The organism is Streptomyces sp. NPDC048718, from assembly GCF_043198875.1.
In the GTDB taxonomy this organism is placed as follows: Bacteria; Actinomycetota; Actinomycetes; order Streptomycetales; family Streptomycetaceae; genus Streptomyces.
Genome location: NZ_JBICVG010000005.1, coordinates 475,708 through 500,351 on the forward strand (window position 1 = coordinate 475,708; position 24,644 = coordinate 500,351).

23 protein-coding genes and 1 tRNA gene are annotated in these 24,644 nt (G+C 72.2%); 18 read left to right on the plus strand and 6 right to left on the minus strand.

Translation table 11 applies throughout. The annotated features are described in order from the left end of the window. Positions 1-146 precede the first annotated feature (146 nt). Both ACGFRB_RS12730 and hemW read left to right on the plus strand, forming a co-directional pair. Positions 147-2,024, plus strand: coding sequence for an AMP-dependent synthetase/ligase (locus ACGFRB_RS12730; RefSeq protein WP_393242449.1), 1,878 nt, complete (start codon positions 147-149; stop codon positions 2,022-2,024). Positions 2,025-2,202: 178 nt separating this feature from the next. Next, the gene (gene hemW / locus ACGFRB_RS12735) at positions 2,203-3,435 is read left to right on the plus strand and encodes a radical SAM family heme chaperone HemW (protein ID WP_361230400.1); all 1,233 of its coding nucleotides are present in this window, start codon (positions 2,203-2,205) and stop codon (positions 3,433-3,435) included. Positions 3,436-3,857: 422 nt separating this feature from the next. On the opposite strand, the gene ACGFRB_RS12740 is transcribed toward hemW, so the two are convergent. Both ACGFRB_RS12740 and ACGFRB_RS12745 read right to left on the minus strand, forming a co-directional pair. Beyond that, positions 3,858-4,661: a DUF3097 domain-containing protein gene (locus tag ACGFRB_RS12740; RefSeq protein ID WP_363006419.1), complete on the minus strand. Its 804-nt coding sequence runs from the start codon at positions 4,659-4,661 to the stop codon at positions 3,858-3,860. A 10-nt stretch (positions 4,662-4,671) separates the two neighbouring features. Next, on the minus strand, positions 4,672-5,394 hold the full coding sequence (locus ACGFRB_RS12745) for an MBL fold metallo-hydrolase (RefSeq protein ID WP_393242454.1): 723 nt from the start codon (positions 5,392-5,394) through the stop codon (positions 4,672-4,674). Between the two features lie 156 nt (positions 5,395-5,550). On the opposite strand from ACGFRB_RS12745, the gene hrcA reads away from it, so the two are divergent. The 7 genes from hrcA to ACGFRB_RS12780 all read left to right on the plus strand — a co-directional run bounded on the left by hrcA (position 5,551) and on the right by ACGFRB_RS12780 (position 12,435). Then, positions 5,551-6,570 carry a heat-inducible transcriptional repressor HrcA gene (gene hrcA / locus ACGFRB_RS12750; RefSeq protein WP_393242457.1) on the plus strand — a complete coding sequence of 340 codons (1,020 nt, stop codon included), beginning with the start codon at positions 5,551-5,553 and terminating at the stop codon, positions 6,568-6,570. Further along, positions 6,571-7,710: a molecular chaperone DnaJ gene (gene dnaJ, locus ACGFRB_RS12755; protein ID WP_363006413.1), complete on the plus strand. Its 1,140-nt coding sequence runs from the start codon at positions 6,571-6,573 to the stop codon at positions 7,708-7,710. It begins immediately after the preceding gene. Positions 7,711-7,957: 247 nt separating this feature from the next. Next, the gene (locus ACGFRB_RS12760; protein ID WP_393242460.1) at positions 7,958-9,142 is read left to right on the plus strand and encodes a nitronate monooxygenase; all 1,185 of its coding nucleotides are present in this window, start codon (positions 7,958-7,960) and stop codon (positions 9,140-9,142) included. Then, positions 9,139-9,882, plus strand: a complete 744-nt coding sequence (locus ACGFRB_RS12765) for a 16S rRNA (uracil(1498)-N(3))-methyltransferase (RefSeq protein WP_393242463.1) — start codon at positions 9,139-9,141, stop codon at positions 9,880-9,882. Before ACGFRB_RS12760 ends, ACGFRB_RS12765 begins: the two co-directional genes overlap by 4 nt. A 170-nt stretch (positions 9,883-10,052) precedes the next feature. After that, positions 10,053-10,412 (plus strand): histidine triad nucleotide-binding protein, encoded by a 360-nt coding sequence (locus tag ACGFRB_RS12770; RefSeq protein ID WP_363006610.1) that lies wholly within the window; start codon positions 10,053-10,055, stop codon positions 10,410-10,412. A gap of 15 nt (positions 10,413-10,427) precedes the next feature. Beyond that, a complete protein-coding gene (locus ACGFRB_RS12775; RefSeq protein WP_393242466.1) occupies positions 10,428-11,330 on the plus strand; it encodes a ribonuclease Z in 903 nt (300 codons plus the stop codon). 106 nt (positions 11,331-11,436) lie between these two features. Then, positions 11,437-12,435: an adenosine deaminase gene (locus tag ACGFRB_RS12780; RefSeq protein WP_393242469.1), complete on the plus strand. Its 999-nt coding sequence runs from the start codon at positions 11,437-11,439 to the stop codon at positions 12,433-12,435. A gap of 49 nt (positions 12,436-12,484) precedes the next feature. Here the strand turns inward: ACGFRB_RS12780 and ACGFRB_RS12785 are convergent, their stop codons facing one another. Next, positions 12,485-12,676, minus strand: coding sequence for a hypothetical protein (locus ACGFRB_RS12785; RefSeq protein WP_393242472.1), 192 nt, complete (start codon positions 12,674-12,676; stop codon positions 12,485-12,487). Positions 12,677-12,901: 225 nt separating this feature from the next. Here ACGFRB_RS12785 and ACGFRB_RS12790 point away from each other — a divergent pair, with 225 nt between their 5' ends. Continuing rightward, a complete protein-coding gene (locus ACGFRB_RS12790) occupies positions 12,902-13,459 on the plus strand; it encodes a hypothetical protein (RefSeq protein WP_393242475.1) in 558 nt (185 codons plus the stop codon). Between the two features lie 9 nt (positions 13,460-13,468). On the opposite strand, the gene ACGFRB_RS12795 is transcribed toward ACGFRB_RS12790, so the two are convergent. Further along, a complete protein-coding gene (locus tag ACGFRB_RS12795; RefSeq protein WP_393242478.1) occupies positions 13,469-14,854 on the minus strand; it encodes an MFS transporter in 1,386 nt (461 codons plus the stop codon). Positions 14,855-15,257: 403 nt separating this feature from the next. Here ACGFRB_RS12795 and ACGFRB_RS12800 point away from each other — a divergent pair, with 403 nt between their 5' ends. The 5 genes from ACGFRB_RS12800 (at position 15,258) to ACGFRB_RS12820 (ending at position 20,058) form a co-directional block, all read left to right on the plus strand. Continuing rightward, entirely contained in the window at positions 15,258-16,451 is a 1,194-nt protein-coding gene (locus ACGFRB_RS12800; RefSeq protein ID WP_393242481.1) for a carbohydrate kinase family protein, read from the plus strand. A 181-nt stretch (positions 16,452-16,632) separates the two neighbouring features. After that, the gene (locus ACGFRB_RS12805) at positions 16,633-17,706 is read left to right on the plus strand and encodes a PhoH family protein (protein ID WP_363006397.1); all 1,074 of its coding nucleotides are present in this window, start codon (positions 16,633-16,635) and stop codon (positions 17,704-17,706) included. 12 nt (positions 17,707-17,718) lie between these two features. Then, the gene (ybeY, locus tag ACGFRB_RS12810; protein WP_361230362.1) at positions 17,719-18,222 is read left to right on the plus strand and encodes an rRNA maturation RNase YbeY; all 504 of its coding nucleotides are present in this window, start codon (positions 17,719-17,721) and stop codon (positions 18,220-18,222) included. 25 nt (positions 18,223-18,247) lie between these two features. After that, on the plus strand, positions 18,248-19,708 hold the full coding sequence (locus ACGFRB_RS12815) for a hemolysin family protein (RefSeq protein WP_393242485.1): 1,461 nt from the start codon (positions 18,248-18,250) through the stop codon (positions 19,706-19,708). Continuing rightward, positions 19,705-20,058, plus strand: a complete 354-nt coding sequence (locus tag ACGFRB_RS12820; protein ID WP_363006393.1) for an MmcQ/YjbR family DNA-binding protein — start codon at positions 19,705-19,707, stop codon at positions 20,056-20,058. The genes ACGFRB_RS12815 and ACGFRB_RS12820 overlap by 4 nt, the downstream gene beginning before the upstream one ends. 54 nt (positions 20,059-20,112) lie before the next feature. On the opposite strand, the gene ACGFRB_RS12825 is transcribed toward ACGFRB_RS12820, so the two are convergent. Continuing rightward, a complete protein-coding gene (locus tag ACGFRB_RS12825) occupies positions 20,113-21,654 on the minus strand; it encodes an MFS transporter (protein ID WP_393242487.1) in 1,542 nt (513 codons plus the stop codon). A gap of 190 nt (positions 21,655-21,844) precedes the next feature. On the opposite strand from ACGFRB_RS12825, the gene ACGFRB_RS12830 reads away from it, so the two are divergent. Both ACGFRB_RS12830 and ACGFRB_RS12835 read left to right on the plus strand, forming a co-directional pair. After that, complete coding sequence (locus ACGFRB_RS12830; protein ID WP_393242490.1) at positions 21,845-22,729, plus strand: helix-turn-helix transcriptional regulator; 885 nt, start codon at positions 21,845-21,847, stop codon at positions 22,727-22,729. A 142-nt stretch (positions 22,730-22,871) separates the two neighbouring features. Next, positions 22,872-23,612, plus strand: coding sequence for a hypothetical protein (locus ACGFRB_RS12835; RefSeq protein ID WP_393242493.1), 741 nt, complete (start codon positions 22,872-22,874; stop codon positions 23,610-23,612). Positions 23,613-23,677: 65 nt separating this feature from the next. Here the strand turns inward: ACGFRB_RS12835 and ACGFRB_RS12840 are convergent. Next, positions 23,678-23,751: transfer RNA gene (locus ACGFRB_RS12840), tRNA-Pro, on the minus strand. Between the two features lie 99 nt (positions 23,752-23,850). On the opposite strand from ACGFRB_RS12840, the gene ACGFRB_RS12845 reads away from it, so the two are divergent. Beyond that, positions 23,851-24,213, plus strand: a complete 363-nt coding sequence (locus ACGFRB_RS12845; RefSeq protein WP_393242496.1) for a cytidine deaminase — start codon at positions 23,851-23,853, stop codon at positions 24,211-24,213. Positions 24,214-24,644 lie beyond the last annotated feature (431 nt).

The window sequence follows — 24,644 nt, forward strand, 5'->3', positions numbered from 1 at the left end:
CGTCCCCGGGCCTCTACCCTGAAGCCGCTCGAAGGTTACTCGTGAGTTAGATACGCGGCGCGTCCCCGCGCTGCCACCCGCGCCGCACGCGTCCCCCCGCCCGCGGCGCCCCCGCCTGACCGCACCGCCGCCGCCCGGAGGACGTCGTGAGCGACACACAGACCCTGATCGAGAACCGGCCGCCGTCCGTGGCCGCCCTCTTCCTGGAGCGCGTCGAGCGGACCCCCGACGCGGAGGCCTACCGCTACCCGGTGCCCGCCGCGTCCGGCCAGGGCCCCGACGACTGGAAGTCGCTCACCTGGGCCGAGGCCGCCCAGCGCGTCCACGCCATCGCAGCCGGACTCATCGACCTCGGTGTCGCGCCCGAGGAGCGGGTCGCCCTCGCCTCCGCCACCCGTGTCGAGTGGATCCTCGCCGACCTCGGCGTCATGTGCGCCGGTGCCGCCGTCACCACCGTCTACCCGCAGACCAACGCCGAGGAGTCGGCGTTCATCCTCTCCGACTCCGGCTCCCGCGTCCTCATCGCCGAGAACGCCGAGCAGCTGGCCAAGGCCGTCGAGCGCCGCGCCGAGCTGCCCCAGCTCCACCACGTCGTCGTCATCGACCCCGAAGGCGCCGACACCTCCGACGACTGGGTGCTGACCCTCGCCGACCTGGAGGCGCGCGGCGCGGCCTATCTGGACCGTCACCCGGAGATCGTCAAGGAGCGGGTCGCCGCCCTCACCTCCGACCAGCTCGCCACCCTCATCTACACCTCGGGCACCACCGGCCGCCCCAAGGGCGTCCGGCTGCGCCACGACAGCTGGTCGTACATGGCCAAGGCGATCGCCGCCACCGGCCTGCTCACCAGCGAGGACATCCAGTACCTGTGGCTGCCGCTGGCCCATGTCTTCGGCAAGGTGCTCACTTCCGGGCAGATCGAGATCGGGCACGTCACCGCCGTCGACGGCCGGATCGACAAGATCATCGTCAATCTGCCGATCGTCCAGCCCACCTACATGGCCGCCGTCCCGCGCATCTTCGAGAAGGTCTACAACGGCGTCGCCGCCAAGGCCCGCGAGGGCGGTGCGGCCAAGTACAAGATCTTCCAGTGGGCGGCCGGCGTCGCCCGCGAGTACGCCAAGGTCAGCCAGGACAACTTCCGCCGCACCGGCGCCGCCACCGCGCCCTTCGGCCTCACCGCCAAGCACAAGGTCGCCGACGCGCTCGTCTACTCGAAGCTGCGCGAGGCGTTCGGCGGCCGGCTGCGCGCCGCCGTCTCCGGCTCCGTCGCCCTCGCCCCCGAGATCGGCTACTTCTTCTCCGGCGCCGGCATCCACATCATGGAGGGCTACGGCCTCACCGAGTCCTCCGCCGCGTCCTTCGTCAACCCCGGCGAGGCCTACCGCACCGGCACCGTCGGCAAGCCGCTGCCCGGCACCGAGGTCCGCATCGCCGAGGACGGCGAGATCCTGCTGCGCAGCCCCGGCATCATGGAGGGCTACCACGGCCTGCCCGAGAAGACCGCCGAGGTCCTGGAACCGGACGGCTGGTTCCACACCGGCGACATCGGCGAACTGTCCAACGACGGCTATCTGCGGATCACCGACCGCAAGAAGGACCTGTTCAAGACCTCCGGCGGCAAGTACATCGCGCCGACCGAGGTCGAGGGCCAGTTCAAGGCCGTCTGCCCGTTCGTCTCCAACATGATCGTCCTCGGCGCCGACCGGAACTACTGCACCGCGCTCATCGCCCTCGACGAGCCCTCCGTGCTCGGCTGGGCCGCCGAGAACGGCCTCGGCGGCAAGACGTACGCGGAGGTCGTCGCCGCCCCGCAGACCCAGAAGCTCATCGAGGGGTACGTCGCCCGCCTCAACGAGGGCCTCCAGCGCTGGCAGACGATCAAGAAGTTCCGGCTGCTGCCGCGCGACCTCGACGTCGAGCACGGCGAGCTGACCCCGAGCCTGAAGATGAAGCGGCCGGTGGTCGAGCGGACCTACCAGCACCTGATCGAGGAGATGTACGCGGGCGCGCGGGAGGCCTGACCTGCGGGTTTCGCGGGGCCGGGTGGAGTTCCGGGTAGGTCTGCGGGGGCTTCGGGGTTCTTCTTCCGAGGTTCCCCCGGAGCACCCGCGCGAGGCCGCCGCGGGCCGGGGGCCGGGGTGCGCGTGAAGTTATCCACAGGGCTGGGGCGCACCCCGGGCGGTACGGGACAATGGCGGCATGCCTTCCGTACTGCCCGATGGTGAGCCCATGCCCGAGGACGGAGCGCTGCCCGCGCACGCCCTGGACGGTGCGGGGGAGCGACCGCTCGGCTTCTACCTGCACGTGCCGTACTGCGCCACCCGCTGCGGCTACTGCGACTTCAACACCTACACCGCGAGCGAGCTGCGCGGTGCCGGCGGTGTCCTCGCCTCCCGCGAGAACTACGCCGGCCAGATCACCGAGGAGATACGGCTCGCCCGCAAGACCCTCGGCGACGACCCGCGCCCCGTCCAGACCGTCTTCGTCGGCGGCGGCACCCCCACCCTGCTGCCCGCCGCCGACCTCGTCCGCATGCTCGCCGCCATCCGCGATGAATTCGGACTCGCCGACGACGCCGAGATCACCACCGAGGCCAACCCCGACTCCGTCGACCCGGCCTACCTCGCCGAACTGCGCGCCGGCGGCTACAACCGCGTCTCCTTCGGCATGCAGAGCGCCCGGCAGCACGTCCTGAAGATCCTCGACCGCAGCCACACCCCCGGCCGGCCCGAAGCCTGCGTCGCCGAAGCACACGCCGCCGGCTTCGACCACGTCAACCTCGACCTCATCTACGGCACCCCCGGCGAGACCGACGACGACTGGCGTGCCTCCCTCGACGCCGCCATCGGCGCCGGACCCGACCACATCAGCGCCTACGCGCTCATCGTCGAAGAAGGCACCCAGCTCGCCCGGCGCATCCGGCGCGGCGAGATACCCATGACCGACGACGACGTCCACGCCGACCGGTACCTCATCGCCGAAGACGTCCTCACCCAGGCCGGCTTCGACTGGTACGAAGTCTCCAACTGGGCCACCTCCGAAGCCGGCCGCTGCCACCACAACGAGCTGTACTGGCGCGGCGCCGACTGGTGGGGCGCCGGACCCGGCGCCCACAGCCACGTCGGCGGCGTCCGCTGGTGGAACGTGAAACACCCCGGCGCGTACGCGGCCGCCCTCGGCGAAGGACGCTCGCCCGGCGCCGGACGGGAAATCCTCACCGACGAGGACCGGCGGGTCGAACGGGTCCTCCTGGAACTCCGGCTGCGGGAAGGCGTCGAACTCGGGCTGCTCAAGGCGGCGGGACGGGAGGCCGCGGGGCGGGCTCTGGGGGACGGGCTGCTGGACGCGGGCGCTTACGAGGCGGGGCGGGCGGTGCTGACGTTGCGGGGGCGGTTGCTGGCGGACGCGGTGGTGCGGGACCTGGTGGACTGAGGTTGGGCGCGTAGCGCTGCGCGCTGCTGTGCGGGGCGGTGGTGCGGGGCGCTGCGCTGTGCGGGTGGGCGGGGCGTGGCGTGGCGTGGTGGTGCGGGGCGCGTTCGGGGTGCTGGTGCGGTGCGCTGGGGTTGTGGTGGGTGCGCGGGGGCCGGTCCGGGGGCTCGTGTTCTGCACTGCATGATTTACGGCGCGGAGCCCTTTGTAGTGCGTGAAGCGTTCTTTTTCCGCGCCACAAATCACGCTTTACGTTCCGAACACCACCCCCTCCCCGGCCCCCGCTCCCGTCCGCGTCGTGGCGCACCGCCCCGCACCCCTCCCGCTTGAGTGGGGTGGGTGGGGCCGCGCCGGTGGGTGGGGGGTGGTGGAGGGGGTGGGGAGGGGGCGGGGAAGGGAAAGTGGGGGCGGTCTTCGGCTGAGGACTACGGGGCCGTCACGAAGTCGATCAGTTCCTCCACCCTGCCCAGCAGCGCCGGCTCCAGGTCCTTGTAGGAGTGCACGCGGGAGAGGATGTGCTGCCAGGCCGCGCCCGTGTTGGCCGGCCAGTTCAGGGCGTGGCAGACGCCCGTCTTCCAGTCCTGGCCTCGCGGGACCGCCGGCCAGGCGGGGATGCCCACCGAGGACGGCTTCACGGCCTCCCAGACGTCGATGTACGGGTGGCCGACGACCAGGACGTCCGGGGAGGTGACCTGGGCCGCGATGCGGGACTCCTTGGAGCCCGGGACCAGGTGGTCGACCAGGACGCCGAGGCGCGCGTCCGGGGCCGGGGCGAAGTCGGCGACGAGGGACGGGAGGTCGTCGACGCCCTCCAGGTACTCCACGACGACGCCCTCGATGCGCAGGTCGTCGCCCCAGACCCGTTCCACCAGCTCGGCGTCGTGGCGGCCCTCGACGTAGATGCGGCCCGCCCGGGCGATCCGCGCCCGGGTGCCCCGGACCGCGACCGAGCCCGACGCGGTGCGGGTGGGCCGGGTCGGTGCGGGGCCGGTCGGGCGGACCAGGGTGACGGGCCGGCCGTCGATGAGGAAGCCGCGCGGCTCCATCGGGAAGACCCGGTGCTTGCCGAACCGGTCCTCCAGGGTCACCGTGCCCGCCTCGCAGCGGATCACCGCCCCGCAGAATCCCGTTCCGGCCTCCTCGACGACCAGATCGCGCTCCGCCGAAACCTCCGGCACGGGCGCCGAGCGCTTCCAAGGGGGCGTCAGATCGGGCTGGTAGCTGCGCATTCCGGGGACGCTACGACACCGCGGCGCGCCGTGCCAGTTCCGCGCGCTGGCGTCGTACGAACGCGGCGTCCACCACTGCCCCGTGCCCCGGCACGTACCGCGCGTCCTCGCCGCCCAGCTCCAGCAGCCGGTCGACGGCGGCCGGCCAGCGGGCGGGCAGCGCGTCCGGTCCGGCCTGCGGTTCGCCGGACTCCTCGACCAGGTCGCCGCAGAAGACCACCGCCGGGGTGCCGGGCACCAGCATGGCCAGGTCGTGGCCCGAGTGGCCGGGCCCCGCGTTCGCGAGGACCACCCGCCGGCCGCCCAGGTCGAGTACCAGTTCCCCCGCGACCTCGTGCCCCGGTGCGACCAGCGCCGCCGCGGCCTCGGCGGCGGCCCCCGCGTCCACCCCGTGCCGTACCGCGTCCGTCCGCAGCTCGGCCGCCTCCCGGCGCAGCAGCGCGGCCAGGCCCGCCGCCCCGTAGACCTCGGCCCCCGGAAAGGCCGCCGTGCCGAACACGTGGTCGAAGTGTGGATGACCGAGTGCGACATGTGTCACGCTCCGCCCACCCGTGAGAGAGCTCACCTGCTCCCGCAGCTCGGCTCCCTCGGCGAGCGTCGAGCCGGTGTCGTACAGCAGGACCCCGTCCCGCCCCGTCACCAGGCCCACCGTGGCGTCCCAGCCAGGCAGCCGGCGCCGCCCGACCCCCTCGCCGAGCCCTTCCCAGCCGTGCCCGTCCCAGTCGATATCCATGGTGGGACGCTAACTGTTCGAAGGGTGCCCAGCCCGCCTCCTTGCCAGGAGCGACGTCCGCCGCCTTACACTTGCGGGTGGATTCCTGGCACTCGAACAGGTTGAGTGCCAAAAGCGGGGCAAGCGGAACCGGAACGACAGCTGGAGGTGCGCGCGATGCTCAGTGAACGCAGACTCGAAGTGCTGCGCGCGATCGTCCAGGACTACGTCGGGACGGAGGAGCCGGTCGGCTCCAAGGCGCTCACCGAGCGTCACAAGCTCGGCGTGTCCCCCGCCACCGTCCGCAACGACATGGCGGTCCTGGAGGACGAGGGCTTCATCGCCCAGCCGCACACCAGCGCCGGCCGCATCCCCACCGACAAGGGCTATCGCCTCTTCGTCGACCGTCTGGCCGGCGTCAAGCCGCTGTCGACCCCCGAGCGGCGGGCGATCCACAACTTCCTCGACGGCGCCGTCGACCTCGACGACGTCGTCGCCCGCACGGTCCGGCTGCTCGCGCAGCTGACCCGGCAGGTCGCCGTCGTGCAGTACCCTTCGCTGACCCGTTCGACGGTGCGGCATGTGGAACTGCTCTCGCTGGCGCCCGCCCGGCTCATGCTCGTGCTCATCACGGACACCGGCCGGGTCGAGCAGCGGGTCGTCGACTGTCCCGCGCCGTTCGGCGAGAACTCCCTCGCCGATCTGCGGGCCCGGCTCAACAGCCGGGTCGTCGGCCGCCGTTTCGCCGACGTGCCGCAGCTGGTGCAGGATCTGCCGGAATCCTTCGAGGACATGGAGGACCGAGGTACCGTCTCGACGGTCCTCGCCACCCTGCTCGAAACCCTCGTCGAACAGCGCGAGGAACGGCTCATGATCGGCGGCACCGCCAATCTGACCCGCTTCGGGCACGATTTCCCCCTGACGATCAGGCCCGTCCTTGAAGCTCTGGAGGAGCAAGTCGTGCTCCTCAAGCTGCTCGGCGAGGCCCAGGAATCGGGCATGACCGTACGGATCGGGCACGAGAACGCCCATGAGGGACTCACGTCCACATCCGTCGTCTCGGTCGGCTACGGTTCGGGCGGCGAGGCAGTCGCCAAACTCGGCGTGGTCGGACCGACCCGCATGGACTACCCCGGAACGATGGGAGCGGTACGCGCAGTGGCACGTTACGTCGGACAGATCCTGGCGGAGTCGTAAGTGGCCACGGACTACTACGCCGTACTCGGCGTGCGCCGCGACGCTTCACAGGACGAGATCAAGAAGGCCTTCCGCCGCCTCGCCCGTGAGCTCCACCCGGACGTGAACCCGGACCCGAAGACCCAGGAGCGGTTCAAGGAGATCAACGCCGCTTACGAGGTGCTCTCCGACCCGCAGAAGAAGCAGGTCTACGACCTCGGCGGCGACCCCCTGTCCGCCTCCGGCGGCGCCGGTGGTGCCGGCGGCTTCGGCGCGGGCGGCTTCGGGAACTTCTCGGACATCATGGACGCCTTCTTCGGTACGGCGTCCCAGCGCGGCCCGCGTTCGCGTACCCGGCGCGGCCAGGACGCGATGATCCGCCTGGAGATCACCCTCGACGAGGCGGCCTTCGGCACCACCAAGGACATCCAGGTCGACACGGCCGTGGTCTGCACCACGTGCTCCGGCGAGGGTGCCGCCCCCGGGACCTCGGCGCAGACCTGTGACATGTGCCGCGGCCGCGGTGAGGTCTCCCAGGTCACCCGGTCCTTCCTGGGCCAGGTCATGACCTCGCGCCCGTGTCCGCAGTGTCAGGGCTTCGGCACCGTCGTCCCGACCCCGTGCCCCGAGTGCGCGGGCGACGGCCGGGTGCGCTCGCGCCGTACCCTCACGGTCAAGATCCCCGCCGGTGTCGACAACGGCACCCGTATCCAGCTCGCGGGCGAGGGCGAGGTCGGCCCCGGCGGCGGCCCCGCCGGCGACCTGTACGTCGAGATCCACGAGCTTCCGCACGAGGTCTTCCAGCGGCGCGGCGACGACCTGCACTGCACGGTGACCATCCCGATGACGGCGGGCGCGCTCGGCACCAAGGTGCCGCTGACGACGCTTGACGGTGTCGAGGAGATCGACATCCGGCCCGGCACCCAGTCCGGCCAGTCGGTCCCGCTGCACGGCCGAGGCGTCACCCACCTGCGCGGCAACGGCCGCGGCGACCTGATCGTGCACGTCGAGGTCCAGACCCCGACGAAGCTCGACGCCGAGCAGGAGCGGCTGCTGCGCGAACTGGCCAAGCTGCGGGGAGAGGAACGGCCCACGGGGCAGTTCCAGCCTGGGCAGCAGGGGCTGTTCTCGCGGCTGAAGGACGCCTTCAACGGACGGTAGGCGCTCTGCCGGGGGTCCGGGGGTCGCCCCCCGGGTCGGCACAGTCAGCCCGGGCAGCAGGGGCTGTTCTCGCGGCTGAAGGACGCCTTCAACGGACGGTGGATCCTGTGAGGGCCCGTCTCCGGCAAGGTCTTCCGAGGGGCGGTCCGCACATCGTGCGGGCCGCCCCTCGCGCGTACCCCGTTCGCCCCGGCTCGTCCCCGCCCACGGATTCGGCGCGCTCGCGGTGGCATGAAACGATGCCCGCATGTCCACCGCGCTGAACGATCTCTCCCGGTATCCGATCGTGCAGGCCCCCATGGCCGGCGGCGGATCCTGCCCGGATCTCGTCGGCGCCGTCTGCGAGGCGGGCGCGCTCGGTTTCCTGGCGGGCGGGTACAAGACCGCCGGCGGGCTGTACCAGGAGATCAAGCAGGTCCGCGGGCTTACCGCGCGGCCCTTCGGGGTCAATCTGTTCGTCCCGCCGCGCGACCAGCCGGCCGATCCGGCCGCCGTCGAGGTCTACCGGCACCAGCTGGCCGGCGAGGCGGGCTGGTACGAGACCGCGCTGGGCGATCCCGACCAGGGCCGCGACGACGCGTACGACGCCAAGCTGGCGATCCTTCTCGACGACCCCGTGCCGGTCGTCTCCTTCACCTTCGGCTGCCCCGACCGCGACGTGCTCGACGCGTTCGCCCGGGCCGGCACGTACACGATCGTCACCGCCACCTCCGTTGAGGAGGCCCGGACGGCCGAGCGGGCCGGCGCCGCCGCGATCGGCGTGCAGGGCACCGAGGCCGGCGGCCACCAGGGCACCCATCGCGACGATCCCGCCGACGGGCCGTCGGCGGGCAGCGGCAGCGCGCTGCTGCCGCTGATCACGGAGGTACGGGAGCGGGTCCGGCTGCCGATCATCGCCGCCGGCGGGATCATGCGCGGCCGGCAGATCGCCGCCGTCCTCGCGGCGGGCGCCGACGCGGCCCAGCTCGGCACCGCCTTCCTCGTCTGCCCGGAGTCCGGGGCGCACCCGCTGCACAAGCGGGCCCTGACCGATCCGGCCCTCACCGCCCTGTTCACCCGTACCGAGCTGACCCGGGCGTTCTCCGGGCGTCCGGCGCGCGGTCTGGTGAACCGGTTCATGCGCGAGCACGGGCCGTACGCCCCGGCCGCGTACCCCGAGGTCCACCACCTCACCTCCCCGCTGCGGCGGGCCGCCGCGGCGGTCGGGGACCCGCAGGCCATGGCGCTGTGGGCCGGGCAGGGGCACCGGCTGGCCCGGGAGCTGCCGGCCGGCCGGCTGGTGGAGGTGCTGGCCGAGGAACTCCACACCGCGCTCTACGGCGGCACCGACACCCCCGGTGGTACTACCGATACCTCCGGCCTCTCCGGTACACCCGGTACCCCCGGCACCACTGGCATCACCGGCAGCATCAGTCCCAGGAGCACTTCGTGACCGCACCCGTCTTCGTCGTCGACACTCTTCCCGGTACCCGTCTGTTCGTCCTGGACGGGCCCGAGGGCCGGCACGCCGTCTCCGTGAAGCGGCTCCAGCCGGGCGAGGACGTCGTCCTGACCGACGGCCGGGGCCGCTGGGTCGAGGGCGTGGTGTCCGCCGTGGAGGGCAAGGACCGGCTGACCGTGGAGACGTCCGCGCTGAACGAGGAGCCCGAGCCGGCGCCCTCGATCACCGTCGTCCAGGCCCTGCCCAAGGGCGACCGCGGGGAACTGGCCGTCGAGACCATGACGGAGACCGGCGTCGACGCGATCGTGCCGTGGGCCGCGTCCCGCTGCATCACCCAGTGGAAGGGCGAGCGCGGGCAGAAGGCCCTCACCAAGTGGCGCAGCACCGCCCGTGAGGCCGGCAAGCAGTCGCGCCGCACCCGGTTCCCCGAGGTCGCCGAGCTGATGACGTCCAAGCAGGTCGCCGCGCTGCTCGCGGGCGCCGACTTCGCCGCCGTGCTGCACGAGGACCGCGACCACCCGAGCGAGGCCCTCGCCACCGCCGAACTCCCGCGCGAGGGGACGATCGTGCTCGTCGTCGGGCCGGAGGGGGGCGTCTCCCCGGAGGAGCTGGCGCTGTTCGAGGAGGCGGGCGCCCGGCCGTACCGGCTCGGGCCCAGCGTCCTGCGCACCTCCACGGCAGGCACGGCGGCCACCGCGCTCGTCCTCGGCCGCACAGGTCGCTGGTCGTAGGCGTAGGCGTAGGTGTAGGCGGGCGAGTACGGGCCCCGGCCGGGGGCGTGAGGACCGGGGGACGGTCCGGCGGCGCTGTCGGAGGCCCCCGATAGCATGCGCGTGTACGTGTGATCGCGATCAAGTTCGAGATCGAGTTCGAGTTCGACCGAGGCGAGGAGGACGAGGCCATGGCCGGAGAGCCGCAGAGCGACTGCCTGTTCTGCAAGATCGTGGCGGGGGAGGTCCCGGCGACGATCGTGCGCGAGACGGAGACGACCGTCGCGTTCCGGGACATCAACCCGCAGGCGCCCACCCACGTGCTCGTGATCCCGCGCGCCCACTACCCCGACGCCGCCTCCCTCGCGGCCGGTGCGCCGGCCGTCGCCGCCGACGTGCTGCGCGTGGCCGGAGAGGTCGCCGAGGCGGAGAAGGTGGACGGCAGCGGCTACCGCATCGTCCTCAACACCGGGGCCGGCGCGGGCCAGACCGTCTTCCACGCGCACGCCCACGTGCTGGGCGGCCGCGGCCTCAACTGGCCGCCCGGATAGGTCCGGAGCACCCCCTTGTCCGCACGTGAACTGGTCGTCCTCGGCACGGCCAGCCAGGTCCCGACCCGGCACCGCAACCACAACGGTTATCTGCTGCGCTGGGACGGGCAGGGCATCCTCTTCGACCCCGGCGAGGGCACGCAGCGCCAGATGCTGCGTGCCGGGGTCGCGGCGCACGACCTGAACCGGATCTGCGTCACGCACTTCCACGGCGACCACTCGCTCGGTCTGGCCGGGGTGATCCAGCGGATCAACCTCGACCAGGTCCCGCACCCGGTCGTCGCGCACTACCCGGCGAGCGGACAGCGGTACTTCGAGCGGCTGCGGTACGCCACGGCGTACCGCGAGACCGTCCGGCTGACCGAGGCACCCGTCGCCGCCGACGGGCCGCTCGCGGTCACCGACGCGTACACGCTCGAAGCCGCCCTGCTCTCCCACCCCGTGGAGTCGTACGGCTACCGCCTCGTCGAGCCGGACGGGCGCCGCATACTGCCCGAGCGGCTCGCCGCGCACGGTATCGAGGGCCCCGACGTGGGCCGGCTCCAGCGCGAGGGCGTCCTGCGCGGCGTCACGCTGGAGGAGGTCAGTGAGGTCCGGCGCGGGCAGCGGGTCGCGTTCATCATGGACACCCGGCTGTGCGACGGTGTGCACACGCTCGCCGACGGCGCCGATCTGCTCGTCATCGAGTCGACCTTCCTCGACGAGGACGTCCGGCTCGCCACCGACCACGGCCATCTGACGGCCGGCCAGGCCGCGGCGGTCGCGCGGGACGCGGGCGTACGGCACCTGGTCCTCACCCACTTCTCGCAGCGGTACACCGATCCGGCGGAGTTCGAACGGCAGGCGAGGGCGGCCGGGTTCACGGGCGAACTGACCATCGCCCAGGACCTGGTGACGGTCCCCGTACCGAAGCGATAGACCGACCGGTGTCGAGACCCACCGGCGTCGAGACCGACCGACCTCAAGACCGACGTCAAGACAGACCGACGCCGAGCCAGACCGAAGAGACAGAACGGCACCCCCCATGGCTTTCCCCAAGGCTGAACTGCACCTGCACATCGAAGGCACCCTCGAACCCGAGCTGGCCTTCGCCCTCGCCGCGCGCAACGGCGTCACCCTGCCGTACGCCGACACCGAGGCCCTGCGCGAGGCGTACCGCTTCGACGACCTCCAGTCCTTCCTGGACCTGTACTACGCCCTGATGGCCGTGCTGCGCACCGCCGACGACTTCACCGAGCTGGCCGACGCCTATCTGGCGCGGGCCGCGGCGCAGGGCGTGCGGCACGCCGAGATCTTCTTCGACCCGCAGGCGCACACGGCCCGCGGGGTGCCGATCGGCACCGTCATCGAGGGCCTGGGCGCGTCCCTGGACCGCGCCGAGGAGCGGTTCGGCATCTCGACCCGGCTGATCATGTGCTTCCTGCGCGACGAGTCGGCCGAGTCGGCGATGGAGACGCTGCGGGCCGCCGGCCCGTACCTGGACCGGATCACCGGGGTCGGGCTCGACTCGGCCGAGGTCGGGCACCCGCCGGCGAAGTTCCGCGAGGTGTACGAGGAGGCCGCGCGGCTCGGTCTGCGACGCGTCGCGCACGCGGGCGAGGAGGGCCCGGCGGAGTACATCCGCGAGGCCCTCGACGTCCTCGGCGTGGAGCGGGTCGACCACGGTCTGCGCTGCATGGAGGACCCGGAGCTGGTCGAGCGGCTGGTGCGGGAGCGGACGCCGCTGACGCTGTGCCCGCTGTCGAACGTGCGGCTGCGCGCCATCGACAAGATCGGCGACCACCCGCTGCGGGAGATGCTGGCGGCGGGGCTGATGGCGACGGTCAACTCGGACGACCCGTCGTACTTCGGCGGCTACGTCGGGGACAACTTCGACGCGGTGCGCGACGCCCTGTCCCTCACCCCGGACCAGCTGCGGACCCTGGCCCGCAACTCCTTCCTGGCGTCCTTCCTGGACGACGACGAGGACCGCCGGGAGAGGTACCTGGCGGAGGTCGAGGCGTACGACTTCTACCTGGCCTGATTCAGGCCCGATCCAGGCCCGATGCAGGCCCGTCCGGTCCGGTCCTGTCCTACCCGGCCGGGTCCCGGGGCTTCGGCGGGCGCCGGAGGCGGTACAGCTTCCGGAGTCCGTCGATAACGAGGGCCGTGCCTGCGAGGACGGCGAAGACCGAGTAGGGCACGGTGGCGACGACATCGGTCAGGTAGAGGACGAGAAGCGCCGTGCCCGCGACGACGGCCGCGCAGGCCGTCCATCTGTTCATGAGAACTCCCGTCGGTGTCGGAGAAGGCCGGGCGCGGGACACGGCGCAGGCGCCGGGGCCGCTCTTCCGGCCGCCGGGAGCCTACAACCCGGTGACACCACACCCGGCACGGCCCGGCACCGGCACCGGCAACCGGGCATCGGCACCACCGACAGGTACGGTCCCGGGGTGCAGCCGTGGGGTCCTCCGCCTCCTGTTCCGTTCTCGGGGTGTGATCATCATCTGATGGGCATGGACGCGTATCTGGGCATGTGGCCGGTACTTCCGGACGCGGAGCGGGACCAGTGGGTCTACGTTCCCGGGCGGACCCTGGGCCCTCTCCGCATGGACATGAGCGAGGCGGAGGCCGTCGCGGCCCTGGCCGCGCACGGCTTCACCCCCAAGCGCGCCGGGCACGGCGCGCGGTGGGACCCGGTGGGATTCGTCAAGGAAGACGGCCTTTCCGGCCTGTCCGCCGTCGAGTGCTACTTCCTCACGGACGGAGAACTGGCCTACGTCGTCGTGGACGGACGCCGAGGCCCGCAGGTGACCTGCGAGGGGATCCGGCTCATCGGCCGGGTGCCGTCGGAACTGGCCGGAGAGATGGAAGCCCACGCGATCGCCCACGGCACCGGCCTCCGGTTCGGTGCGGGCGGGGATCCGTGCTGCCACGGTTTCCAGCTCGAACTGGGCGCGCAGCGCGTCGGGGACGGCCTGGTGTCCTGGGCCCTGTTCTTCGACGCGGGAGATGATCACAGCGTCGCCAGTGATGCCGCTCCCACCGGAGTTTGGCACCGCTGGTAGTCCCCGCCCTCACCCCCGCGAGCTCGGCCGCGCCAGGCGGAAGGCCGACTGGGCCAGGCGGCGGCCCCGGGAGGCGACGCGGATCGGGGTGACCTGCGCCTCCGGGGTGCCGATCTGGGGGAGCAGGGACGGCGGCGCGGGGGAGGTGCCCGCCAGGAACGCCGCCGGAGCGCCGCCGCGGCGGCGGATGGAGCCGGGGACCAGCGGGCGGCCGGAGGCGTGCCGGGCGACCGCCGTCATCGGCAGTCCGGCCATGAGCAGCAGCACGCTCAGGGTGAGGCCCATGCCCGGGTAGCCCGCCGCCTCCGACAGCAGGCTGCCGGTGACCGGCCCGCAGGCCACGCCGAGCGACGAGGCCGAGCCGACCAGGACCGCCCACCGGCCGCGCGCGTCCAGCGTGGCGGCGAGGCCGAGGAGGTACGACAGGACGACCGGGTAGACCGCGTTCCAGAGGATCTCGCCGGTCGCGAAGGACACTGGGTCCGCCGCGGTCGCGCTGAGCAGCACGCACGCCGAGATCAGCACCGTACCGCCGCCGATGGGCACCGCCCGGCCGAGCCGCGAGCCGAGCGCGCCCGCCGTGAGGACTCCGGCGAGCCCCGCCCCGAGTGCCACCGCGAACACCAGTCCGAGGGTCACCTCGGACAGACCCGCCCGGGTGATACCGATCCGGCCGCTCACACCCCACAGCGCGTTCTGCGCCATCGACCAGAAGACGATCGCGCCCGCCAGCGCCAGCCCGGCCGACCGCGCGGGCAGCGGCTTCGCACCCATTCCCGCGCCCCCGCCCGCACCCGATCCCAGGGCCATCCCCGCGCCCTGCGGCGCCGCGTCCAGCACGCCCCGGCCCGGCCCCGGCAGCCACCGGGTCGCCGGGGACACGAGCACCGCGACACCCGCGATCGCCAGGAACGGCAGCGCGTGGCCGCCGCCCAACCGGGGCAGCGTCAGATACAGCGCGCCCGCCGTCGCGGACACCGACAGCAGACCGAGGGTGGACCCCCGCTGCGGATCGGGCCGGCCCGCGATGCCCGAGGCCGCGACCGCCGTCGACGTACCCGAGCCGAAGCCGCCGACCATCGCGCCCGCCACGACCAGCGGCAACAGCTCCGTGGCCGCCGCCGTTCCGTACCCCACGACCATCGCCGCGAGCCCGAACCGCGCCGTCCGGCGCGGGCCGAGCCGCTCCACCCGCCCGGCGAGCGTGAACCCGGCCGACGCCGAGCAGAGCAGCAGGACCGAGCCGACCATGCCGGCGTGGGCGGGGCGCAGGCCGAGGCTCTCGGACAGCCGGCCGACGACGGTCGGCAGCAGGTACGAGGCGAGGTAACCGGCCGTGAACAGGGAGACGAGAGCGACGAGCGCCCCCAGGGCACGCGGGCGGCGCGAGGACATGGGCGTTCCAGGAACTGAACAGGGAGGGGAGAGGGACGCCCGGTGCTTCACGGGTCGCACGACCATGTGTACCAAGCAACCGAGGTGGCGGAGAAGGTGGTATCCCCCGATTCAGTCTGTGATACGCGTCACGGTCGGTTTGGAACTCCAATGGCTGGGTATTCCAGGGCGAATTCGTCACGTTCGGCCTGCCTTGCGGGTCCGCTTCCGGCACACTGTGCGGACCGGCACCATCGACACCAGTGGCACCCTCCGTGCCCGAGTGCGCCCGAGGTATCCGACGCATCAGGCGCATCAGGCGCATCGGACGCGTGCGAAAGCGTCCGACGCATCCGATGCCCCGGACGCCCCCGGCGTGCCACCGGTGCCGGTCCGCCGCCGCACCACGACCGGGGAGCCTGCCGTGACCGAACGCGACAACGACGTCGTAGACCCGCTGAGCCTGCTGCGCGCGCCCAGCGATCCGGCCTGCGACGTGTTCCTCACCGGCACGGTCTTCCTCGACATCATCTTCACCGGCCTCGACAGCGCGCCCGTCCGCGGCACCGAGTCCTGGGCCCGTGGCATGGGCTCCAGCCCCGGCGGCGTCGCCAACATGGCCACCGCGCTCGCCCGGCTCGGCCTGCGCACCTCGCTCGCCGCCGCGTTCGGCGACGACCACTACGGCGAGTACTGCTGGGACGCCCTCGAACAGGGCGAGGGCATCGACCTCTCGCTGTCCCGCACCATCGCCGGCTGGCACTCCCCGGTCACCGTCTCCATGGCCTACGAGGGCGAGCGGACGATGATCTCCCATGGGCACGCCGCCCCGCCCGCCGACGCGGACCTCGACCCCGGCACCGCCCCTGGCATCGGCACCGCCCCTGGCATCGGCACCGACTCCGACCCCGGCATCGACCTGACCGCCGCGGGCTCCGCGCGCGCCTGCCCGCCGCGGGCCCGCGCCGCCGTGGCCTCCCTGGTGCCCGGCCAGGAGGAGGAGTGGGTGGCCCGCGCGGCCCGTTCCGGCTCCCGGATCTTCGCCGATGTCGGCTGGGACGACACCGGCCGCTGGGACCTGGCCGCCCTCACCGACCTGGAGCACTGCGAGGCCTTCCTCCCGAACGCCGCCGAGGCCATGCGCTACACCCGCACCGAGTGCCCCCGGGCCGCCGCCCGCGCGCTGGCCGACAAGGTCCGCTACGCCGTCGTCACCCTCGGCTCCGAGGGCGCCTACGCCGTCGACGGCGGCACCGGCGAGGTCGCCGAGGTGCCCGCCATCCAGGTCGCCGCCCTCGACCCGACCGGCGCCGGCGACGTCTTCGTGGCCGGCTTCGTCACCGGCACCCTGGCGGGCTGGCCGCTCGCCGACCGGCTCGCGTTCGCCGGACTCACCGCCGCCCTGTCCGTACAGGAGTTCGGGGGTTCCCTGTCCGCGCCGACCTGGGGCGAGATCGCCGCCTGGTGGCAGCGGGCGCAGCGGTACGACGGCCAGGACCCGGCCGCCCTGCGCGCCCGGTACGCCTTCCTGGAGGGGCTGCTCCCGGTCCCGGCCCGCCCCTGGGCGCTGCGCCGGGCCGTTCCGACGATCGGCTTCCGCCCGGCTCCGGCGCCGTAGACCCGTGGCGCGGGCCTACGGCGCCCGCGCCCCGAGCCGCGACCACCCTCCCCGGCCCCTCCCCGCTCCCCGCAAAAAGACTTCTGGGAGGCGAGTGAGCAGTCGTACGCTGGGAAGCCGAGGGAACTCGAACGGCGAGGGCCCTGGTTCGGGAGGTTTACGCAGGCCACAGTGCCGGCCCATGAATCGGACACCCACAGCCCAGACCCCCGCGCCGGGACAGGCGCGCGCCCAGTTCACCGTCCCCGCGAAGCACCCCATGGTGATGGTGCTCGGATCCGGTGACGCCTTGCTGCGCGTGATCGAGAAGGCGTTCCCGTCCACGGACATACATGTACGGGGAAACGAGATCAGCGCGGTCGGCGACGCGACGGAGGTCGCGGTCGTCCAGCACTTGTTCGACGAGATGATGCTGGTGCTCCGCACCGGTCAGCCGATGACGGAGGACGCGGTGGAACGCTCGATCGCCATGCTGCGGAAGGAGGACAGGGAAGGTGCCGAGGAGACGCCCTCCGAGGTCCTCACCCAGAACATCCTCTCCAGCCGAGGCCGCACGATCCGCCCCAAGACCCTCAACCAGAAGCGCTATGTCGACGCCATCGACAAGCACACCATCGTCTTCGGCATCGGCCCCGCCGGTACCGGCAAGACTTATCTGGCCATGGCCAAGGCCGTGCAGGCGCTCCAGTCCAAGCAGGTCACCCGCATCATCCTGACCCGCCCGGCCGTCGAGGCCGGCGAGCGCCTCGGCTTCCTGCCCGGCACCCTCTACGAGAAGATCGACCCGTATCTGCGCCCGCTGTACGACGCGCTGCACGACATGCTCGACCCCGACTCCATCCCCAAGCTGATGGCGAGCGGAACGATCGAGGTCGCGCCCCTGGCTTATATGCGGGGCCGCACCCTTAATGATGCTTTCATCATCCTGGACGAGGCGCAGAACACGAACCCCGAGCAGATGAAGATGTTCCTCACCCGCCTCGGCTTCGACTCGAAGATCGTCATCACCGGCGACATCACCCAAGTCGACCTCCCCGGCGGCACGAAGAGCGGTCTGCGACAGGTCCGGGACATCCTGGACGGGGTACAGGACGTGCACTTCTCCACGCTCACGTCGCAGGATGTCGTACGGCACAAGCTCGTCGGCCGTATCGTCGACGCGTACGAGAAGTACGACAGCCGCAGCGACAGCGGGCGCGACAGCCGCGACCGCGACCACGACGGCGGTCGTCGGGAACGCCGCAACGGGAAGTAGAAACAGCAGCACATGTCGATCGACGTCAACAACGAGTCCGGCACCGAGGTCGACGAGCAGGCGATCCTCGACATCGCCCGCTACGCACTCGCGCGCATGCGCATCCACCCGCTCTCCGAGCTTTCGGTGATCGTCGTGGACGCCGGGGCGATGGAAGAGCTCCACATCCAGTGGATGGACCTGCCGGGCCCGACGGATGTCATGTCCTTCCCGATGGACGAACTGCGTCCGCCGTCGAAGGACGACGAGAACGCCGAGCCCCCGCAGGGCCTCCTCGGCGACATCGTGCTCTGCCCCGAGGTCGCCAAGAAGCAGGGCGAGGACGCGCCGACCGGGCACTCCATGGACGAGGAGCTTCAGCTGCTCACCGTCCACGGAGTGCTGCACCTGCTCGGCTACGACCACGAGGAGCCGGACGAGAAGGCCGAGATGTTCGGTCTCCAGGCCGCCATCGTGGACGGCTGGCGCGCGGAGAAGGGCCTGACCGGCCCGTCGCCGGCGCCGACCGTCAACTGACGCCGGACCGGACCGGTCGTCCGTCATGAACGCACAACTGATCCTCGGCGCGGTCGCCCTGGTGGTGATCGCCTGGCTCGCGGCCTGCGCCGAGGCAGGCATAGCCCGTGTCTCCAGTTTCCGCGCCGCCGAGGCCGTACGGTCCGGGCGGCGAGGGGCCGCGAAGCTGACGCAGGTCGCCGCCGACCCCACCCGCTATCTCAACGTGGCGCTGCTCGTCCGCGTCGGCTGCGAGACGGCGGCGGGCGCCCTCGTCACCTTCGCGTGCCTGGAAGCCCTCCCGGAGACCTGGGAAGCGCTGCTCGTCGCGATCGCGGTGATGGTGCTCGTGTCGTACGTGGCCGTCGGCGTCTCGCCGCGCACCATCGGCCGCCAGCACCCGCTGAACACGGCGACCGCCGCCGCGTACGTCCTGCTGCCGCTGGCCCGGGTGATGGGCCCGATCCCGCAGCTGCTCATCCTCATCGGCAACGCGGTCACCCCCGGCAAGGGCTTCCGCAAGGGTCCGTTCGCCTCCGAGGCCGAACTGCGGGCCATGGTCGACCTCGCCGAGCGGGAGTCGCTCATCGAGGACGAGGAGCGCCGCATGGTGCACTCGGTCTTCGAACTCGGCGACACCCTCGTCCGCGAGGTGATGGTGCCGCGCACCGACCTCGTGTGCATCGAGCGCCACAAGACCGTCCGGCAGGCCCTCACCCTCGCGCTGCGCTCCGGGTTCTCCCGGATCCCGGTGACGGGTGAGAACGAGGACGACATCGTCGGTGTCGTCTATCTGAAGGACCTGGTCCGCAAGACCCACATCAGCCGTGAGGCCGAGGCCGACCTGGTGTCCACGACGATGCGCCCGGCGGCGTTCGTCCCCGACACCAAGAACGCGGGCGATCTGCTGCGCGAGATGCAGCAGGACCGTACGCATGTCGCCGTCGTCATCGACGAGTACGGCGGCACGGCCGGCATCGTCACCATCGAGGACATCCTGGAAGAGATCGTCGGCGAGATCACCGACGAGTACGACCGGGAGCTGCCGCCCGTCGAGGAGCTTGGCGGGGACCGCTACCGGGTCACCGCGCGCCTCGACATCGGCGATCTCGGCGAGCTGTACGGTTTCGGCCAGGACGAGTTCGACGACGAGGACGTGGAGACGGTCGGCGGTCTGCTGGCCAAGGCGCTGGGCCGGGTGCCGATCGCCGGGGCGAACGCCGTCGTGGAACTGCCGGACGGACGGGAGCTGCGGCTGACCGCCGAAGCCCCGGCCGGCCGCCGCAACAAGATCGTCACCGTGCTCGTCGAACCGCTCGGCGAGGGCTGGGCGGATGGTGTGGACCGTGCGGACCGCATGGACGGTACGAACGGTGCGGATGGTACGAACGGTGCGCACGGTGCGGACGGCACCGGTGGTGCGGGCGGCGCGGCCCGTGCGGCCAGGGCAGCCGGTGCGGCCGGTGCGGCCGGTGCCGGCGGTGGCGAGGAGGAAGCGGGACGATGACGCCGGAGCGGCTGAAGGCCTTCTGCCTGGAGTTCGAGGACGCGAGCGAGGAGTTCCCGTTCGGCCCGGAGACCTCGGTCTTCAAGGTCGCCGGGAAGATGTTCGCCCTCACGTCGCTGGACGCCCGGCCGCTTTGGATCAACCTCAAGTGCGATCCGGAGGACGCCGTACGGCTCCGCGAGGAGTACCCGGCGATCGTCCCCGGCTATCACATGAACAAGCGGCACTGGAACACGGTGACCGTGGGACAGCTCCCGGACCGCATGGTCCGGGAGCTGATCGAGGACTCGTACGACCTGGTCGTCGCGGGTCTGCCGAAGGCGGTCCGGCTCCGGCTCGACCGGGCGTAGCGCCGACGCCGTCCGGGGCGCCCGGGGCCTCTCCGGGGCGCGCCGGGCCCGTCCTCAGCGGGTAGTGGCGGTGTCCGTGGTGGTGGCGGTGGCGGTACGTCGCAGGCCGGTCGCGACCACGGCGGCGGCCGTCAGAACGATCAGCGCGGTGAGGCCGAGCACCGTCCGCACACCCCCGTACACCGTGTCGCCGGTGGTGGCGAGCACCCCGACCAGCGGGATGCCGACGGTGATGCCGACCTGCTGGGTGGTGGTGACCAGGCCGGTGGCCAGGCCCTGCTCCTTGTGCGGGACGCCGGAGGTCGCGGTCACGCCGTACGCGATGATCACCCCCAGATGGCACATCGAGGCCAGCGAGACGCCCGCGGTCGCGAGGATCGCACCCGAACCGGTGCCGATGCCGAGCAGCGCGGCGGTGAACAGACCCTGGCCGACGAGGGCGAGGACCACGGTGCGGCGGGCGCCGATCCGGTCGATGACCCGGGAGGCGAGGGACCCCGCGAGGACCGAGACGATGCCCTGGACGCCGAAGACCAGACCGGTGCGGAAGCTGGACAGGCCGAGGGTCTCCTGAAGGTAGAGCGTCAGCGAGAAGACGACGCACGACATCATCGAGAAGGTGACGAGCCCGGCCAGATTGCCGAAGGCGACCGTACGGCGGCGCAGCATCGGCAGCGACACCAGCGGGGCGGGATGCCGGGACTCGACGATCCCGAACACCACCAGCAGCGCGACGCCCGCGACCAGGGTGACCAGGACGTCCGCGCCGCCGAAGCCGTGCTGGGCGGCCGTCGACAGGGCGTAGATCAGCGCGAGCAGTCCACCGGTGACGGTCACCGCGCCCGGGATGTCGAGCCGGGGCCGCTCGGGGGCCTGGGACTCGGGCAGCAGACGCGGGGCGAGCGGCAGCACGACCGCGCTGAACAGGGTGAGCAGACCCATCGTGGAGCGCCAGCCGAGGGTGTCGGTCAGGACGCCGCCGATCACCATGCCGATGGTGTAGCCGAGGGACAGCAGGGTGCCGGAGATCCCGAGAGCCCGGGCGCGCCGCGGGCCCTCGGGGAACATGGTGGTCAGCAGCGACATGCCGGTGGGCACGATGGCCGCCGCGCCGACGCCCTGGAGAGCACGGCCGGTGAGGAAGACGGCCGGGTTCCAGGCGAGGGTGGCGAGCAGCGAGGCCGTGCCGAAGAGCGCGAGGCCCGCGAGGAACAGTTTCCGGCGCCCGTACAGGTCGCCGAGCCGGCCGGAGAGCAGCAGGAAGCCGCCGGAGGGCAGGGCGAAGGCGGTGACCGTCCACTGGAGGGCGGCGGGGCTGAGGCCGAGGTCCGTGCCGAGCACGGGCAGGGCGACGTTCAGGACGGAGAAGTCCAGCGCCACCATGAACTGGGCGGCGCACAGGACGAGGAGGACGAGCCGGGCGCGGCCGGTGATCGCACCGGAGGGCGGCGGGGCGGTGCCGGGGCCGGGGGCGGGGGCGGTGCCGGGGCCGGGGGCCGGTGAAGAGGGCGAGGGTCGGGACGCGGATGCGGACGGGGCGGGGGACGGGGGCGAGGTCTTCGCCGTGGCGGGGAAGGCCGGGGCTTCGGTGGGCATGCGTCCACCCTCGGCGTACGGGAACAACTCCGGGGAGCCGGAACTTATCCTGTTGGTCGCACCACCAGGCAGACAGGGCAGGGCAGTTAGGGCCACCTGGGCGGCTGAGCGGCCGTGGCGGTCGGGGTGGCCGTGGCGGCCGAAGCGAGCAGGGCGCCGTCGGGCCTCGGGCCCCGGGGGAGGAGCGCACATGGTCACGCTGGAGAGCACGGACAGCAGGGCGGCCCGACGGGCGGAACTCCGCGCGTTCCTGATGAACCGCCGGGCCCGGGTCAGCCCGGCCGAGGCGGGTCTCCCGGAGGGCGGTGCCCGGCGCCGTACACCCGGACTGCGCCGCGAAGAGGTCGCCGTCCTCGCCGGGGTGGGGGCCTCGTGGTACCAGTGGTTGGAGCAAGGGCGGGACATCAGCGTCTCGCCGCACGTGCTCGACTCGGTGGCGCGCGTGCTGCGGCTCAGCCCGGTGGAGCGGCGTCACCTGTACGTACTCGCGGGGCTCAACCCGCCCGCGCCCGAGACCGCCCCGGCGGATCTGGACATGTACGCCGGGCTGCGCCGGCTGATCGACACCTGGATGCCGTTCCCGGCTGTCGTCATGGACGTGTACTGGAACGCGGTCCTTTACAACGACGCGGCGTCGATTGTCTTCGGCCTGCGCCCGGAGGCGCCGGGCAACTGCCTCGTCTCCTTTTTCACGGACCCGATCTACCAGTCACGGATAGCGAGTTGGGAAGAGACGGCGCCGAGGGTCGTGGCCCAGTTCCGGGCGGCCTGCTCGGACAATCCGGGGGACGACGGATTCATGGCGCTGGTCGAGGAAGTGGCGGCGGCGAGTGCGGTGTTCGCCGAATTGTGGGGCCGTCAGGACATTTTGCCGGGAGGTCAGAACCGCAAGGAACTGGAGCATCCGGTGGTGGGCGCGCTCGTCGTGGAGTCGACGCAACTCCGGGTTCCCGCGCGCCCGGACCTGGTCCTCTCGCTCCACACACCGCTGCCGGAAGCCGACACTGCGGCGAAGCTGGAATGGCTGGTGTCGCCGGAGGGGCGGCGCGGTGCGATGTACGAGGTCGCGAGCTGAAGGCTTCTGAGTTGGGGTCACGGCGTAATCCGGTGGCGGGACTGTCCGTGGCCGGGGATATGGTCCTCGGGTACTTCGCCGCGCCGCCCGCGGTGGAGTTCTCTCTCATCTCCGTTTCTCTTCCCCGAGGTAATTCACCGTAATGCGCACGCGATTCACCCGTGGCCTTTCCGCCGCTCTCGTCGTTTCTTCCCTCGCTCTGTCCGCCGCCGCGTGCGGTGGTGACGACAAGAAGGACGACGCCAAGAAGGAGGGCGCGGACAAGCCCGCCGTCTCGGCCTCCGCCTCCGCCGCCCCCGAGGCCGCCGCTCCGGCGAAGCCGATGACGGACGCCCAGACGAAGGCCGCGGTCCTGGAGCTGAAGGACCTGCCGTCCGGAGGCTGGAAGGCGAGGAAGGCGGACGCGGGCAAGTCCGTCTACGAGGCGGACAAGGCCGTGTGCCAGCCGGTCGCCGAGGCGATGAACGCCTCCTTCACCGGTTCCACCAAGGGCCCGGGCGCCGAGTTCTTCATCGGCAAGAACACGTCCGAGCTGAGCCAGCAGCTGATGACCTTCTCCGGTACGGGCGCGGCCGACTTCACCAAGAAGCTCGCCGCCGCCGTGGACGCGTGCGCGGACTTCTCCGTCGAGACCGAGGGCCAGAAGGTGAAGGCCGGAGCGAAGAAGGTCACCGCCCCGCAGGGCGCGGAGGAGGCCATCGCCTTCACCTTCTCCATGGAGCTCGCGCCCGGCTTCAAGCTCGAGCCGACCATGCTCGTCGTCCGTCAGGGCGCGGACATCTTCCGTCTCATGCACCTCGCGGACGACGCCGCCGGCAAGAAGGACTTCGACGCGCTGGCCAAGACGGCCACCGACAAGTTCGTGAAGGCCGCGCAGGGCTGATCCCCGGCGAGCGGTGACGAAGACGGCCCCGGACCATCGGTCCGGGGCCGTTCGCGTCGAAGGGACGGGGCCGGCCGGATTCGAACCGGCGTCTTCCCACATGCCGTGGGGGCACGACGACCACTGCGCTACGAGCCCCGTCCCGTGAGGACCGTACGCTCCGGGGCATCGCTCCGCCTCCTGTTTTCCGGGGCGGGGCCGCCCGGGCGCGGCCCACCGGGCGGCCTATCCTCGGATCATGAAACTCAACCGCGAGCACGACGACCTCGGCGCCGAAGACCTCAAGATCATCACGCTGGCGCGCAGCGCCCGCGCCCGCAACGGGGTGCCGGAGGGCGCGGCGGTACGCGACGAGACCGGGCGGACGTACGTCGCCGGCACCGTCACGCTGGAGTCGCTGAAGCTGAGCGCGCTCCAGACTGCGGTCGCCATGGCCGTGGCCAGCGGCGCCCAGTCGCTGGAGGCAGCGGCGGTCGTCTCCGCCGCCGAGGCCGCCTCCGACGAAGACCGCGCCGCGGTACGCGACCTGGGCGGCGCGGACACCCCGGTCCTCCTCGCGGGCCCCGACGGCCGCCTGCGCGCGGCGGTCACGGCGGGCTGAGATAGGGGGCGGGGGCGCGCTGGTTCGCGGGGGCGGGGCTGGGGCTGTACGTAAGTGAGGCGGCTGGGGCTGGGCCCGCACGTAAGTGAGGCGGCGGGGACCCGGCCCGCACGAGCGCGAGACCCGCGCGGCTGGGCTTGTACGTAAGCGAGATGGCTGGGGCGGGCCCGCACGGGCGCGCGGCGGCTGGTGTGCGGCCCGCACGTAAGCGAGGCGGTTGCGGCTGAGGCTGTGGGCGGGCGCGGCGCTGGTGCCTGGCCCGCACGGGCGCGCGGCGGCTGGGGCCTGGCCCGCACGTGCGCGAGGCGGCTACGGGTGGGCGCATGTTGTTTGCGCCGCGTTGGCCTTTTTTGTGCCTCGGTTCGCCTCCGGGGTGCTGGAGTCGGACTCACAGCACCGATCGTGCTCGGCCCACTCGTTCCTCGCGGGCC